Source organism: Nocardia sp. NPDC006044, from assembly GCF_042871115.1.
Taxonomy (GTDB): Bacteria; Actinomycetota; Actinomycetes; order Mycobacteriales; family Mycobacteriaceae; genus Nocardia.
This window is the reverse complement of sequence record NZ_JBIAID010000002.1, coordinates 1,390,948-1,406,001: the sequence shown is the minus strand read 5'-3', so window position 1 is coordinate 1,406,001 and position 15,054 is coordinate 1,390,948. Positions and strand designations below refer to the sequence as shown.

Below are 15,054 nucleotides of genomic sequence, written 5' to 3'. Positions count from 1 at the left end.
AACAGGAGGCAGGAATGGCTGTGCAGGCCCAGGATCTGACCGGGAAGACCGTGGTGGTGACCGGTGCGAGCTCCGGCATCGGCGCCGAGGCGGCCGCGACGCTGGTTGCGCGGGGCGCGACCGTCGCGGTGGTCGGCCGATCACCGGAACGGACGGCGGAGGTGGCGGCCAGGGCGGGGGCCGAGCCGTTCCTCGCCGACTTCGCCCGCTTCGACGAGGTGCGCAAGCTCGCGGGCCAGCTGCTCGACCGCTATCCGCGCATCGACGTGCTGGCCAACAACGCGGGCGGCTCCTGGCCCAAGCGCACCGCCACCGCCGACGGCAACGAGCTGACCTTCCAGGTCAACCACCTGTCCCCGTTCTTGCTGACCACCCTGCTGCTCGACCGGCTCGTGCAGTCGCAGGCCAGGGTGATCAATACGGCGAGCACGACCTACCGGATGGCCAGGCTGAACCTGGACACCGTCAACGCCACCACGGGCTCGTTCAACCAGATGGGTGCCTACGCCGCGTCGAAGCTGGCGAACATCCTGTTCACCAGGGAACTCGCGCGCCGCACCGAGGGCACCGGGTTGACCACCGCCGCTTTCCATCCGGGTGCGGTCGCCACCCGGGTGTACGACCACGCGCCGCTCGGCCTCGGCCGGCTCATCCGGTCGCCGCTGGCCAAGCCGTTCTTCATCCGGCCGGACAAGGGCTCGGAACCGCTGGTGCACTTGGCGACCACGCATGAGGAGATCAACGGGTTGTACTTCCACCGATTCAAGCTGGAGCCGCCGAGCAACCGGCAGGCGGTGGATTCCGCTCTGGCGCAACAGCTGTGGGAGCTGTCCGAGCGGATCACCGGGTAGTTACCGGTCGGCCTCGGCGAGCCGGTCGTGGTGGGCGTTGTCCGCCGCGCTCGGCTCCTGCCCGACGCCGAACACACCGCCGGTGAAGTCGTTCCCATCCAGCTCGACGATCGCCTGCGCCACCTGCTCGGTGGACACCAGCGCCGGAAAGCTGGTCGGCGCAATGGCGTTCGCGCGCACCCCGAACTCGGCGAACTCGTCGGCGATGTTGCGGGTCAGCTGGTTGAGCGCGGCCTTCGACGCGGAGTACAGCGTCTGTCCCGGGTACACCTCCGAGCCGGAGATGCTGGAGACGTTGACGATATTGCGGTTCGCCGCGCGGTTCCGCACGCCGTTGTGCAGCCAGAACCGCTGCGCCAGCCGCGCCGAAAGCCGCAGCGGCACGCTGACATTCAGGGTGAAATGCGGATCGAACTGCTCCAGCGCGGCGTCGCCGTCGACGATGCCGCGCGGTTGCAGCTGAACGTGCGCGGCATTGTTGACCAGCAGATCGACCTTCCCGAACTTGGCCAGCGCGAGGTCGACCACCCGCTCCACCTCGCCCGGCGCGGTGAGATCGGCGCGGATCACGAAGACCCGCGAATTGTTCTCCGGCACCGGCCTTTCCGGGTCGAGCGGATCGACGAACCACTCCAGCTGCGACGGCACCGCGGGCGTGCGGGTGCGGCAGACCGCGACGATGTCGTAATCGGTGTAGTAGGAGCGGCAGAACACGTTGCCCAGCGTCCCGCCCGCGCCCGTGATCAGGCAGACCCGGCGTTCACCAGTAGACAATGCGGTCCCCTCCCCAGCGCTCGAGTGCCTCGTCCTTGGTCCGGTGCGCCCACATCACCACGCTGTTGCGGTCCTTGGTGTTGCCGCCGGCGAAGGTGTGCCAGGTGCGCGGTGTCACCTCGAACAGGATGAGCGAATTGTCCAGCGGCGGAACCAGAGTGAGCTCCGGCAGCTTCTCGCCGTCGGCGATGTTGTCGTAGAGTGCCGTCTCGCCGCCGTCGCCCGGCTGCCAGCCGGGGTTGCCGAAATAGAACAGCACCGCCACCGCGCGGACCGTCTCGCGGGCGACCACACCGTCGGCGCGCGCCCCGGACTTGGTGTCCACCGTGCCGTCCGGCAGCCGGACCTCGCCGGGTCCCGGCGGCTCGCCGGGGAACCACGCGGGATTGAGATCGTTGTGCGGCCATCCGTACGGGGCGCCCGGGGCGTGATGATGTACCGAGCCCTCGAGGTCACCGGTCCCGGTGACGCCCGCGACGCCGGTGATCAGGTCGTGCCATTCGCGGGAGGTGAAGACCGAGAGCGCGGTGTCGGCCAGATCGGCGAGCCGGACGCCGACGGCGCTGTAGTTCGTCGCCACCTGCCCGAACAATTCCGGCCGTTCGCGCCGCACCCGTGCCAGGTCGTCGGTCATCCGCTGGTAGTACTCGGGCACGAACACGTCCCGGGCGTAGACGTGCGGGAATGGCTGACTGCGGCGGATCCACCGCCGATGGGCGAACACGTCCGCGAACCGCTCCGGCCGCGCCTGCGCCTGCGGTATCGACTCGGTTGTCACACCACTCACTCCCTCCCGTCGCACCTCTGGCGATCATATTGCCCGGCTATCGCCTCGCACAGGTGGTGTTCGTTTTGTGCGCGGACTGCTGGGCAGAGGTGCGAACGGTCAGGTCCGGACGTCCGGTGTGACTACCAGCCGCCCGTTCCGGATTCCCCGGCCGGCCGCGCACCGGAAAAGCGCGCGGCGAGAAACGCGAGGTAGGCGATGAAGCCGACCGACCCGATCGGCCTGCTGCGCCGGAAGGTGATGGCCAGGCCGAGCACCATCTCGGTGAATCCGTTGCGGTAGGTCCAGCGGCGGGTTGCGCGCGGGAAGGCGCGCGCGGTCAGCGGGTCGAAGGCCCGGGGTGCGGTGAAATGGGCGGCCCCGGTCCCGGCCAGCCCGAGCCCGAATGCCCGGGCGCGCACGCTGTCCGGTGTCCGCGCGGTGAGCACGACGGGCTGCTGCGGCGGTTTGCCCGCCGCCAGCGCCCGAGTTGCCTTGCGCCGCTTGCGACGGCCGATGATTCTGCTGCGCATGATGTCTCCTGGGTAGGCGTTAGGTGCGGACGCTCAGCCTGCGGCCGCGGAAGAACTCGGCCAGGTCCTCGGTGGTGAACGAGTCCGGGCGGACGTCTTCGATGGCGCCGGTGTACGTGTCCGAGGTAGCGCCGGCCGTCCTGGTGAACGCGTAGTGATCGAACGGGAAGTGCTTGTTGCCCCACCACATTTCGAGGTGGGTACTCGGCCGGATGGCCGCCGGGTCGCCCTGATAGTTGACGTAGTAGGTGTTGGAGCCCGCGCACGCGTCCGACAGCCACATCGTCCGCGACCCGCGTCGCACGCACTGCCGGTAGTAGGCGTCGTGCGGCTCCTGCTTGATCTCCACCGCGGTGGCGCCGCGTTTGCGCGCCTCCGTGATCGCCCGGGCCGCGTGCCGGGTGGTGCACTCGATCATCGCGAGATAGGAGCCGGCCGCGAATCCGTACGGCCCGGTGATCAGGAACAGATTCGGGAACTTCGGCACCGTCACGCCCTGATAAGCCTGGTAGCGGTGGCGATCCCAGAAATCGCCGAGTTCCAGACCGTCCCGGCCGAACAGCGGATACGGCGGCGTGTAGCCCTTGTCCATCACCCGGAAACCGGTGGCGCACACCAGCACATCGGCCTTGCGCAGCACACCGTCCGCGGTGACCACACCGGTCTTGGTGACCTTCCGGATCGGATCGGTGACCAGCTCGACGTGCTCTCTGGTGAAGGTGCGCAGATACCGGTTCGACACCGAGGGCCGCTTACAGCCCGGCGCGTAGTCCGGCGTCAACCGTTGGGCCAGTTCGGGATTCCCCGCCAGCTGGGCCCGGTACAGCGCCCCGCCCCCGCGCTGGGCGAGCTTGACCGCGCCCGGTATCCGGCTGTGGAACACCCCGGCACCGGAGATGCCGAAGTCGATGCCGAGGGTCACCGCGGCGCGCAATACCCGGCGTAGCGGACCCACATTGACCATGACGTTCTTCGCGAACGCCGGAATCGGGAAGTCCGGCTTCGGCGCGACCCAGATCGGCCGCCGCTGGAACACCGTGAGGTTCGACGCGATGTCGGCCATCTCCGGAATCAGTTGCAGCGCAGTCGCACCCGTGCCGATGATCGCGATTCGCTTGCCCGTGTAGTCGAAGTCGTGGTCCCACTTCGCGGTGTGCACGATCTTGCCGCCGAACTTATCGATCCCCTCGATGTCGGGCATCTTCGGCACCTCCAGGCCGCCCACGGCGCCGACGACGAAGCGTGACGTGACCTCCTGGCCGGTGTCGAGCTTGCCCCGCCAGAGGTGGTTCCGTTCGTCCCACTCGCCGCCGACCACCTTGGTGTTCAGCAGGATTCGCGGTCGCAACCCGTACTTGTCCACCACCTGATCGGCGTACGCCTTCACCTCGGCGCCCGGCGCGAACATCCGCGACCACACTTTCGGCGGCTCGTAGGAGAAGCTGTAGTAGACCGACGGAATATCGACCGCCACACCGGGATAGGTATTCGCCTGCCAGGTGCCGCCGATGTCGCTGTTCTTGTCGACGATCAGGAAGTTGTGAATTCCGGCCTTGCGGAGCTCGACTCCCATCCCGATGCCGCCGAAGCCGGCGCCGATGACGACGACTTCGAAATCGGGCCGCTCGACCGAACGCGGATGCGCCGCCTGCGCAGGTGCTATCGACACGGTTACCTCCGTTGGTAGTGCTACAGGCGACGATAGCACTGTCTGGGACAGTTTGCCCAGGCGTGGCGCACGCCGGGAAACCCGCAGGTGGGTGCGGGTTCATCGAGGTCGGCGGGTCAGCCGACCGACATCTGGCGGTCCTGCTCGTCGGCCCGCCGCTTGCGCACCGCGGCCAGGTCCACCGGGCGATCCGGGTCCGGCGCCTCGATGGCGCCGAGCGCCTCGGCGAGCACGGGTAGCCAGCGCAGGATCTCGTCCCGGTAGGGCCCCTCGGTCTCGAGCTGGCTCAGCACGCCGACCAGCGTGAGCACGGCCCTGGCGAACGGGGTGAAGTAGGCGGGCATGGTCATCTCGCGGATCACGTTCGACAGCCGCGGATTCGTGGTGCGCAGCACCTGCCTGCGCAGCCACGGCGTCGTCATGCGATAGGTCGAATGCTTGAACGGCTCGCTGCACGGCTCGACCGCCGCGTACAGCGCTTCGGTATCGAAACTCCGCCCGGATGCCACGAAGCCGTGCCGCCTGGTCGCCGCGGCCAGCTCCGACGGGCCGCCCGTGCTGAAGAAGACCTTGCAATAGTCCAGCGCCAGTTCGTCGAAGCCCTCCGGCGGCCACGGGCAGCAGGCGCCGAAGTCGACCACGCCGAGCCGCCCGTCCGGCAGCACGCGGAAGTTGCCGGGATGCGGGTCGGCGTAGAGCAGCCCGTGCAGGCCCCAGCCCGAGGTGATGAACCGGAGCATGAGCATGCCGACCCGGTCCCGCTCGGCCTGCGCGCCCGCGGCCACGATGCGGGTGACCGGGGTGCCCTCGACCCACTCGGTGATCAGCACGTCGCCGCGCTGCGCGATCACCTGGGGAATGTAGAAGTCCGGGTCGCCGGCGTAGGCGGCGGCGAAGGTGCGCTGGTATTCGGCCTCGGCGGCATAGTCGAGTTCCTCGCGGACACTGTCGCAGATCGCCTCGGTGACCGCTTTGACGTCGGCGCCGGGCAGGAAGACCGTGGCCAGCAGCGAGATCCGGCGCAGTTGCTCCAGGTCGGCCTCGACGGCCTGGCGGCCGCCGGGATACATCACCTTGACCGCGACCTGCCTGCCGTCGTGCCACACCGCGCGGTGCACCTGGCCCAGCGAGGCGGCCGCGGCCCGGCGATCGTCGAATTCCTGGAACTGCGCGCGCCAGTCCGCGCCCATGCTGGCCGCGATCGCCTCGTGCACGGTGGCCGGGAGCATGATCGGCGCCGCGTCCTGTAGCCGGCTCAGCGCGATCCGGTAGGGCTCGGCGATCTCCGGCGGCAGCGCCAGCTCGTAAATGGCAAGCAGCTGACCGAGTTTCGCGGCGCAGCCCTTCAGTTCGCCGAGTACCTCGAACATGTGCTGCGCGGTGCGCAACTGGATGTCCCGATTGACTTCTTCGGACGATCTGCCGAGTGCCCGCTTGCCGACGCCCGCGGCCTGTCGTCCGGCGAAGGCCAGCGGCAGCGCGGCCAGCTTGGCATTGCGAACAGAGGCGCGAACTGGGGGTTTGCCGTCGGACCTCGACGCGAACAGGCGGGATCGCCTGCCCGTTGAACCCTCGTCAGAACTGTCGCCGCTGCGCCGGATAGCCATGACTCACCTCACACTGTGCGCGGACCAGTGTTGCACACGTGCAGTCTGGCACAGTAGGGCTTAGACTGTCTGGGACGTAAACTAACGTAGTCGAAAGGTGACTTCGATGGGATCCCAGACGGTAGTCGCCGACGTTGCCGATGAGTTGGCACGCCGGGTTGCCGCGGGGGAGTATCAGCCGGGGGACCTCATGCCGTCCGTGCGCCAGGTGGCCGAAGAGTTCGATATGAACCGGGCGACCGCGCAGCTGACGCTGGGGAGGCTGGAAACGAACGGATTCGTCGAGGCGCGCCGCGGTAAGGGCTTCACCATCCGCGACGTCCGCGAGGCCGGTGGCGTCGACGTGTATCGGCAGCTGTTCCGCTTCTCGATTCCGATGCCGGACATCGCGATCGAGATGTTCCGCGACATCGTCGACGTCGAGCGCGGCATCGTGATGGAGACGCTGCTCGCCTACACGGGCAGCGATCAGGCGATCGATCAGGCGGTGCTCAAGGCCGAGATCGACAAGCTCGAAGCCATTGCCCGCCAGGATGATCCGGACCTGCGCCAGATCCTGGCGATCGAGGTCGGCCTGGTGCGTACCCTGCTGACCGCGCTCGGGCTCACCATGCAGCGGGCGATCATGAACTCGATCGGCGAGATGGTGCTCGAGGTGCCGGAGGCGGTCGAGGCCTTCTTCGCCGGCGCGCCGGACCTGCACGTGCTGGTCTGGCGGGCGCTGGCGGCGGTGTGGGACTCCGGTTCCGGGCCGTCCGACGCCCAGGTGGCGCTGTTCGAGGATCTGTTCGGGATGTACCACGAGCGGGTCGTCCTGCGCTTCGACGAGCTGGTCGGCGCATCCCCCGAGCGAACCGACGCCGAGCACGCCGCCACCGCCTGACCGCGCACCGTTCGCTTTCCTGCCCGCCATTCGGCGCTGTCGCGCGCAATGAATTCGGCTCGGGTTGATGTACCGCCCCATTGCCTCACTGTCCCAGACAGAATAGGCTGGGCGGCACGCAGCGAAGCGAGGTAGCCATGGCAGGCAGCAGGCGTAAGGGATTGGCGCGGTCGGCGAAACTGGCCGGACTGCCGATGGGCATCATGGCCCGCCGGGTCACCGCGACCGGTCGCGCGATCATGACCGGGGCGCCGCGCGGCGAGCTCGACGACGAGCTCATCGACAAGGCCGCGGATCAGATGTTCGCGGTGCTCGGCGAGCTCAAGGGCGGGGCGATGAAGCTCGGCCAGGCGCTGAGTGTGGCCGAGGCCGGCATTCCGCCGCGTTTCGCGGACCGCTATCGCGACGCGCTCACCCGATTGCAGTCGCAGGCGCCGCCGATGCCGGCGAGTTCGGTGCGGCGCATGCTGTCCGACCAGCTCGGCAGCCGATGGCGGGAGCGCTTCACCGAGTTCGACGACCAGCCGGTCGCCGCGGCGAGCATCGGGCAGGTGCACCGCGCGGTATGGCGGGACGGCCGGACCGTCGCGGTGAAGGTGCAGTATCCCGGCGCCGATACGGCGCTCATGTCGGACCTGAAGATGCTCCAGATGTTCTCCGGCGCTTTCGGTCTCATGCTGCCCGGCGCGGACGCCAAGGCCTTGATCGCCGAGTTCATCGACCGCACCGCCGACGAACTCGACTACCGGATCGAGGCGGATCACCAGCGGCGTTTCGCGAAAGAGTTCGCGGGCGACCCGGACTTCCAGGTGCCCAGGGTGATCGCGAGCGCGCCGAAAGTGATTGTCTCCGAATGGATGCAAGCCACCCCGTTGTCCGCCATCATCGTCGACGGCCCTAAGGCGCAGCGTGACCGGGCGGGACGGCTGCTCGCCGAATTCTCCCTGTCTTCGCCCGTCCGGGTCGGCTACCTGCACTGCGATCCGCATCCGGGGAACTTCCAGCTGCTCGCGGACGGACGCCTCGGCATCATCGACTTCGGCGCGTCCATCGCGCTACCGGCGGGGATTCCGGCGGTGATCGGCGAGCTGGCCCGCTGCGCCGTGCGGGAGGACTACGAGCGGCTGGCAATCGTGCTGCGAGACAACGGTTTCGTCCGGCCGGGCCACGCACTCGAGCTCGCCCCCATTCGACGACTGGTCGCGCCGATCGTGGCGCAGATCAACGGCGACAGCGTGCACATCAGCCGAGAACTGTTGCAGGGGCACACCACTCGCGCACTGGACCTGAAGAATGTGTCGCTGGCCAATACCAGGGCGGTGAAGGCGCCGGCCGAGATTCCGGAACTCGCCATGCTCGGCCGGGTCTTCGCCGGTGTCGTCGGGGTGTGCGCCCAGCTCGACGCCGAGGGGCCGTTCATCGAACTGGTCTCGCGCTGGCTGCCGGGTTTCAGCGAGGACGGCGCCGCCGCCTGACCATCGGTAATGGGGGCGAGATCGTCTCGGCCGCAACCTGTTCGGTGCGTCGATGTCCGGCCTCAGTGATGGACGGCGGCGGACGCGGCGATGACCAGCCCGGCCACGATCAGCACGGCCAGCACCGCGAGGATCACCAGATCCCGGCGCGCGGGCGCGTCCGAGCGCACCAGGTTCGGGCACTCGGGGGACTCGTGTGCCGAGTCCGCACACCGACGATTCGCGCACGGGTACATGCCACCTCCGGATGAATCAGATGCGAGTGCTGAGCCCGCGCAGACTCCATCGTGCCACCGGCCGCGCCAGTGGGGCGAACATCTGTACCGGCAGCAGTCCGCCGAGACGCGGATGTGCGGCGAGTGTCCAGGTGAGCGTGGTGGCGCCGGAATCCGTTGCGCTGAGGACGTATTCCTCGGCGATCGACTTCATGACGAACGGCACCGACGATGTGGTCGCGGTGAGCGCGAGCCGATGCCCCTCCTCCCTGACGATCACCTGTTCCGCGCCCGCGACGAGCAGGCCGTCGAACACCCGCGTCGACCCGACGCCGCGCGCGTCGTCGCGGTAGCGCATGCCGTTGATCAGCGGCAGCCAGGAGAACAGCCCGTTGGTGTCGAGCGCGGCCCAGACCCGCGCGGGCTCGGCGTCGAATGTCTGCTCGGCGGTAACCACGAATGCGGCCTTGTCATCGATGAATGTGCGCAACCTGTCCGCCTTGATCGGCGTCAGTGGATTGCCGCCACCCGCGAGCAGGGCTTTGGTCCAGCGCCGGGACACGATCAGGGTGACCAGCCCGGCGACGCCGCCGATCGCGATCACGATGCCGAGGATGGTGAGAAAGGTTGTCATCCAGTCACTTCCGTCTGTTGCCAGCCCGCCCGCGATCGAGCGTGACCGGCACAGTATATACTGTCTCAGACAGTTGAATCCGAGTGCCCGATCGGGGATCTCGCCGACGGGCCGGCGTACCGTTTCGTCCATGACCGTCTCATTCGAGCCGTTGCCCGCGATCCCGCTGGAAGCCTGGCGACCGACCAAGGAGACACTGCACCGTTTCGCCCAGATCGTCGGCAAGGTGGCGCTGACCAAGGGCGTGCGGCGCAACCACTGGTGGCACATGACCTATCGGCTCACCGCACGCGGCTGGACCACCGTCCCGCTCGGCTCCGCACGCAGCGGACCGGTGTTCACCTGCGCGTTCGACTTCTTCGATCACGTGCTGCGGATCGCGACGGATCAGGGCACACAGGTCGAGATCGACCTCGTCGACCAATCGGTGGCGACCTTCTACGGTGATGTGCTGAACGGCCTGCGCGACCTCGACGTCGAGGTGGTGCTCGCGCATCCGCACCCGTTCGACCTCCCCGACGCGCAGCGCCCGTTCAAGGACGACGACGAGCACCGGGACTACGACCCCGACAAGGCGCGCCACGCCTTTCAGGCGCAGAGCCAGGTCGGACGGATACTCGAGGAGTTCAGCGCGACCTACTCCGGCAAGATCAGCCCGGTCCAATTGTTCTGGCACACCTTCGATATCGCGGTGCAGCGATTCTCGCCGCGGCACATCGAAATGCCCGACACGGTGGATTCGGTGACTCGCGAGGCCTACTCCCGTGAGGTGATCAGCTCCGGATTCTGGTTCGGCGACGACAAGGTGCCCGAGCCGACCTTCTACTCCTACACCGCACCCGAACCGGCCGGCCTGGTCGAACGCGCGCTGGCCCCGGCGGAGGCCCACTGGGTCGCGTCCGGCGCGGGCCACTCGGCGTACTACGCGTATGACGCCGCCCGCCGGACCGCCGATCCGGTGGGCGCCGCCCTCGAGTTCTTCCAGTCCGTCTACGCGAACGGCGCCGAGCTGGCCGGGTGGGATACCGACCAGCTGACCTGCTGGGGCGGCATCACCGACCCGGTGCTGAAGCGCGGTGACGCGCCTTGGCCGGGTTGAGCTACAGCCCGCCGTTTAGCTTGTTGAGCCGATCGCAGGCCTCGACGTACTCCTGGATCAGCCGGTTCACCACATCCGCGGACCGCTCGACCTTGGTCATCATGCCGACCACCTGGCCGACCGGATTGAAGTTCACATCCTTGGCCGCCTCGGGATAGCGGTGACCGCGCTTCACGCCGTCCAGCGCGACCATCATCTGCAGCGGCATGGGCAGCGGGTCCGGGGTGTCGGCCTGCTCCCACGCGTCGGTCCAGTCGTTGCGCAGCATCCGGCACGGCTTGCCGGTCCACGAACGCGAGCGCACGGTGTCGTGGCTGGACGCGTCGATGTAGGTCTGCATCTGTGCGGGCGGCACGTTGGCCTCCTCGACGGTCAGCCACAGCGAGCCGGTCCACGCGCCCGCCGCGCCCATCGCCATCGCCGCCGCGACCTGGCGGCCGTTGCCGACCCCGCCGGCCGCCAGCACCGGCAGGTCACCGACCGCGTCGATCACCTGCGGCCACAGCACCAGCGACGAGATCTCGCCGCAGTGCCCGCCGCCCTCGGTGCCCTGGCAGACGACGAAGTCCAGGCCCGCGTTCTTGTGGTTGAGCGCGTGCTTCACCGAGCCGCACAGCGCGCCGATCAGCCGGCCGGAGTCCTGCACCTGCTTGATCACGTCGTCGGGCGGGGTGCCGAGCGCGTTGGCGACCAGCTTGGCCTTCGGGTGCCGCAGGATCACCTCGACCTGCGGGGCCGCGGTGGTCGCGGTCCAGCCGAGCAGCTGGTTGTGCCGCTCGCCGTCGGGCAGCGCGGGCACGCCGTGGTCGGCCAGGATCTTCTCCGCGAAATCCCGGTGGCCGTGCGGAACCAGTTCCGCCAGTTTGCTTTCCAGCTCCTCGGGGGTGAGGCCGTCGATGCCCTTGCCCTCGTACTTGCTGGGGATCACCAGGTCGACGCCGTACACCCCGTGCACGTGTTCGTCGAGCCAGCTCAGCTCGACCTCCAGCTCCTCGGCGGTGAAGCCGACCGCACCGAGCACGCCGAGACCGCCGGCATTGCTGACCGCGGCCGCCACGTCGCGGCAATGGGTGAACGCGAAGATGGGGAATTCGATCCCGAGCCGTTCGCAGATTTCGGTACGCATGGCGTGCTGGTCTCCCTTACCGCCGCGCCGCCGCGAACGACGATCGGCAGCTTGTCCTAGAACGAGTTACATAGATGTCCGCGGTGCGCGCCGGAGCATGCTCGGCCCCCGACCCGTCGAATTCGCCGCGAGCCGCAGAGATCGCCATGACACGACCGCGGCGTCCTCGACTGGTCGGTGCACCATCAATCGACAGTAACACGTTCTAGTTTTGACCGGCAGGGGTCTTTCAGACGGCGGCTTCCTCCAGCTCGCTGAGGGCGGTTTCCAGGTGGTCGAGCAGGCGGGGAAGTTCCGGAACGCTGCGCCGGCAGCCGACCAGGCCGAAGTCGAGATTGCCCGCGTTGGTGGTCAGCGTGATGTTCACCGCCTGGCCGTCGAACGGGATGGACATCGGGTAGCTGGCGTCGAGGCGGGCGCCGTTCCAGTACATGGGCTCGCGCGGGCCGGGCACGTTCGAGATGACGATGTTGAACGCCGGCTTGGTCAGCGGGACCAGGCCGGGCAGCAGGCTCAGCGCGATCGGGCTGACCATCAGCGCGGACAGCGCCATCGTCTGGAGGCTGGACAGCGAGCTGTAGACGTCCTTGCTCTTGCGCATCGACTCGCTGACCACGCGTAGCCGGTCCAGCGGGTCGGCGATGTCGGTGCCGAGGTTGCACAGCACCGCGCCGACCTTCACGCCATTGGTCTCCACGTCGTCGGCCGCGCGCAACGACATCGGCACCATGGCGATCAACGGCTTGTCCGGCAACGCGTTCCGCTCCGCGAGGTAGGAGCGCAGTGCGCCGGCGGACATGGTCAGCACCACGTCGTTGACGGTCGAGCCGGTCGCCTTCTTCACCTGCTTGATCCGTTCCAGCGGCCAGGACCGGACCACGGTGCGGCGGGCGCCGCCGATCGGCACGTTGAACATGGTGCGCGGCGCCTCGAACGGCATGGTCAGCTGCTGCTCGAGCAGCACCTGACGGGCGGTGCGCAGCAGGGCGGGCCCGGATGCGGCCGCGGACAACAGGTTCCGGGCCGCGCCGCGCAGTCCGGACGGGGACTCCGGCGCGGGTTTGCGCGGCGTCCGCGGCAGGTTCCACGGGACCTTCGCCTCGACCGCGTCCGGCTCGCTGGTCAGCGTGCGCTGAATGAGCCGCTGCGCGGAGACGCCGTCGATCAGGGCGTGGTGCATCTTGGAGTACACGGCGAAGCGGCCGTCGGCGAGGCCCTCGATGAGGTAGACCTCCCACAGCGGGCGGTGCCGGTCGAGCAGGTTGCTGTGCAGCCGGGACGCGAGTTCGACCAACTGGTCCATCCGGCCCGGGCGCGGCAGCGCGAGACGGCGGACGTGGTATTCGAGTTCGACGTCGTCCGCCCTGGTCCACGCCATCTGCGGCGCGCCGAACAGGGTGGCCGGGTGTTTCCGGAAGGTCGGGTCGATGTCCCTGCGGGACAACAACTTCTCGAAGGTCTGCCCGGCGAAGTCGGGTCCGGCGTCGTCGGGCGCCTCGAACAGCTGGAGCGAGCCGACGTGCATGGGGTGTTCGCGGGATTCGGCGAGCAGGAAAACGGCATCGATGGGTGCAATGAGATCCATGGTGTGGTCGCCCCCTGACGACAGGTGTGGTGTGCAATCGAATCGACCACGTTGTCGGGCGGGCCCGCGCGCAGCCATGAATCCTGCGCGACACCACTAAGTTACCTGGTCCGGACGGTCACTGCGCGGTCTTTAGCGAAGCTTTGATACCAGTAAGTAGGCCTGCTGGAATCGTTCGCCCGGATCCGGCTCCCGGACCATCCGCGTGTGCACCGTGAACCCGGCGTCCCGCAACAGTGCGGCAAGCCGCTCGGGTGGCCATCGGTAGGCGCGAGTCACCTTGTGGTCGAACGCTTCTACCGTGTCGGGTGCGTCGGTCGCGAAGAAGGCCAGTAGCGCGTGCCCTTTCACCTCGAGTACCCGATAGAACTCGGTCAACACATCCGGCATTCGCTCGGGCGGCAGATGAATGAACGAATACCACGCGATCAGGCCGCGCAGGCCGGCGTCGGCGAGCGCGAGGCGCTCCATCGAACCCACCTCGAAGGACAGCTCCGGATACTGCCGCCGGGCGATGGCGATCATCGCCGGCGACAGATCGATACCGAAGGCGGGCAGGCCGAGCGTGTTCAGATGCGCGGTGAGTCTTCCTTCGCCACAACCGATGTCGGCCACCCCGCCGGCACTGCCGGTCGGCAGGAGTTCGGCGAACAGGGACAGCATGGCGCGGTCCTGCGGCTGCCCGGCGAGATGATCCTTGGCGAATTCCGCGTAGACGTCCGCGATGTCGTCGTAGGCGGCACGGGTGATGTCCACGTCGGCGGGGGTGTTCCGATTTCCAACCACCCCAACATCATCCACAGCACGCGGGGCGGCCGGCGGTCGGCGTCAGCTCACCGTGTCACGTATGGTCGCGGACATCGTCGACCAGGTCGAGCCCGGCAGGCGCGGCGCGATCATCCTTATGGCCGCGATCGATCACCTCGCGGGTGATGGTGGCCGCCTCGGGCGCCGCCGGCGTGGTGCACAGGTCTTCCTCCGGCGTCTCGCGGCCGCGGGCGGTGCCGAGGATCGAGCCGAGGATGACGAGCGGGAAGCCGATCGCCATGCCCGCGGTGAGCGGTTCGCCGAGGGCCGCGACGCCCAGCACGATGGCGACCGCGGGGTTGATGTAGGTGATGACGGTCGCGCGGGCCGGGCCGACCTCGGAGATGAGCGCGAAGAACAGCAGGAACGCGGCGGCCGTGCAGATCAGCGCGAGGCCGAGGACCGACAGCGTGGCGTCGGCGGGGTAACTGTCCGGCCTGCGCAAGGCCGCGAACGGCGCGTAGACCACCGCGGCGATGATCAGCGACGCGGTCACCACGCCGAGCGGCGGCAGGTCCGCCAGCGCCCGGTTGATCACGATCGGGCCGACCGCGTAACCGATGGTGGTCAGCGCGATAGCGCCGAGCGCCGCCGGATTGGACAGATCGATGTCGAGACCGACCAGCGCGGCCACACCGGCGAAGCCGACCAGCAGCCCGGTGACCCGCCTGCGGTCGAAGCGATCCTGGCCGAGCTTGGTCACGATGACCACCGCGATCAACGGCACGGCCGCGATCAGTAACCCGACGGTAGAGCTGTTCAGCGTGGTCTCGGCGAATCCGATGAACAGCCACGGTCCGACGATCTCCACCACGGTGTACAACAGCAGCGGCCGCCACCGCCGGAACACCGGCCCTAAGGCCTTGGTGTACAACGCGATCGGCAGCAGCACCAGCGCACCGAGCAACGTCCGGCCGAACGCGACCACCACCGGATCGAAGTCCTCCACCGCGATCCGGATCATCGCGTACGGCACGCCCCAGATCACGCCCATCGCGAGGAACAGCAACCAGCCGCGCCGCGTCATCGC

The 15,054-nt window shown here is 68.4% G+C and carries 15 protein-coding genes; 4 read left to right on the top strand and 11 right to left on the bottom strand.

From position 1 onward, the window contains the following. The first annotated feature begins 14 nt into the window (after window positions 1-14). Window positions 15-851, top strand: a complete 837-nt coding sequence (locus tag ACFYO1_RS24055; protein ID WP_387234897.1) for an SDR family NAD(P)-dependent oxidoreductase — start codon at window positions 15-17, stop codon at window positions 849-851. Here the strand turns inward: ACFYO1_RS24055 and ACFYO1_RS24050 are convergent, their stop codons facing one another. From ACFYO1_RS24050 to ACFYO1_RS24030, 5 genes are all read right to left on the bottom strand, one after another. Next, the gene (locus ACFYO1_RS24050; protein WP_387234894.1) at window positions 852-1,625 is read right to left on the bottom strand and encodes an SDR family NAD(P)-dependent oxidoreductase; all 774 of its coding nucleotides are present in this window, start codon (window positions 1,623-1,625) and stop codon (window positions 852-854) included. Then, complete coding sequence (locus ACFYO1_RS24045) at window positions 1,612-2,403, bottom strand: 2OG-Fe(II) oxygenase family protein (RefSeq protein WP_387234891.1); 792 nt, start codon at window positions 2,401-2,403, stop codon at window positions 1,612-1,614. Before ACFYO1_RS24045 ends, ACFYO1_RS24050 begins: the two co-directional genes overlap by 14 nt. 131 nt (window positions 2,404-2,534) lie before the next feature. Beyond that, on the bottom strand, window positions 2,535-2,924 hold the full coding sequence (locus ACFYO1_RS24040) for a hypothetical protein (RefSeq protein ID WP_387234888.1): 390 nt from the start codon (window positions 2,922-2,924) through the stop codon (window positions 2,535-2,537). A 19-nt stretch (window positions 2,925-2,943) separates the two neighbouring features. After that, window positions 2,944-4,593 (bottom strand): flavin-containing monooxygenase, encoded by a 1,650-nt coding sequence (locus ACFYO1_RS24035; protein ID WP_387234885.1) that lies wholly within the window; start codon window positions 4,591-4,593, stop codon window positions 2,944-2,946. 116 nt (window positions 4,594-4,709) lie between these two features. Then, on the bottom strand, window positions 4,710-6,200 hold the full coding sequence (locus tag ACFYO1_RS24030) for an ABC1 kinase family protein (protein WP_387234882.1): 1,491 nt from the start codon (window positions 6,198-6,200) through the stop codon (window positions 4,710-4,712). A 106-nt stretch (window positions 6,201-6,306) separates the two neighbouring features. Here ACFYO1_RS24030 and ACFYO1_RS24025 point away from each other — a divergent pair, with 106 nt between their 5' ends. Beyond that, entirely contained in the window at window positions 6,307-7,083 is a 777-nt protein-coding gene (locus ACFYO1_RS24025; RefSeq protein WP_387234879.1) for a GntR family transcriptional regulator, read from the top strand. A 137-nt stretch (window positions 7,084-7,220) separates the two neighbouring features. Next, complete coding sequence (locus ACFYO1_RS24020) at window positions 7,221-8,558, top strand: ABC1 kinase family protein (RefSeq protein WP_387234876.1); 1,338 nt, start codon at window positions 7,221-7,223, stop codon at window positions 8,556-8,558. A 62-nt stretch (window positions 8,559-8,620) separates the two neighbouring features. On the opposite strand, the gene ACFYO1_RS24015 is transcribed toward ACFYO1_RS24020, so the two are convergent. Then, complete coding sequence (locus ACFYO1_RS24015) at window positions 8,621-8,794, bottom strand: hypothetical protein (protein ID WP_387234873.1); 174 nt, start codon at window positions 8,792-8,794, stop codon at window positions 8,621-8,623. Between the two features lie 16 nt (window positions 8,795-8,810). Further along, the gene (locus ACFYO1_RS24010) at window positions 8,811-9,407 is read right to left on the bottom strand and encodes an SRPBCC family protein (RefSeq protein WP_387234871.1); all 597 of its coding nucleotides are present in this window, start codon (window positions 9,405-9,407) and stop codon (window positions 8,811-8,813) included. A gap of 130 nt (window positions 9,408-9,537) precedes the next feature. Here ACFYO1_RS24010 and ACFYO1_RS24005 point away from each other — a divergent pair, with 130 nt between their 5' ends. Beyond that, window positions 9,538-10,506, top strand: a complete 969-nt coding sequence (locus ACFYO1_RS24005; protein WP_387234868.1) for a DUF5996 family protein — start codon at window positions 9,538-9,540, stop codon at window positions 10,504-10,506. Between the two features lies 1 nt (window position 10,507). On the opposite strand, the gene ACFYO1_RS24000 is transcribed toward ACFYO1_RS24005, so the two are convergent. From ACFYO1_RS24000 to ACFYO1_RS23985, 4 genes are all read right to left on the bottom strand, one after another. After that, window positions 10,508-11,632: an NAD(P)H-dependent flavin oxidoreductase gene (locus tag ACFYO1_RS24000; RefSeq protein ID WP_387234865.1), complete on the bottom strand. Its 1,125-nt coding sequence runs from the start codon at window positions 11,630-11,632 to the stop codon at window positions 10,508-10,510. 229 nt (window positions 11,633-11,861) lie between these two features. After that, on the bottom strand, window positions 11,862-13,217 hold the full coding sequence (locus tag ACFYO1_RS23995; protein ID WP_387234862.1) for a wax ester/triacylglycerol synthase family O-acyltransferase: 1,356 nt from the start codon (window positions 13,215-13,217) through the stop codon (window positions 11,862-11,864). A gap of 132 nt (window positions 13,218-13,349) precedes the next feature. Next, a complete protein-coding gene (locus tag ACFYO1_RS23990) occupies window positions 13,350-14,003 on the bottom strand; it encodes a class I SAM-dependent DNA methyltransferase (RefSeq protein ID WP_387234859.1) in 654 nt (217 codons plus the stop codon). A 55-nt stretch (window positions 14,004-14,058) separates the two neighbouring features. Beyond that, a complete protein-coding gene (locus ACFYO1_RS23985; protein ID WP_387234856.1) occupies window positions 14,059-15,051 on the bottom strand; it encodes a DMT family transporter in 993 nt (330 codons plus the stop codon). Between the last annotated feature and the right edge of the window lie 3 nt (window positions 15,052-15,054).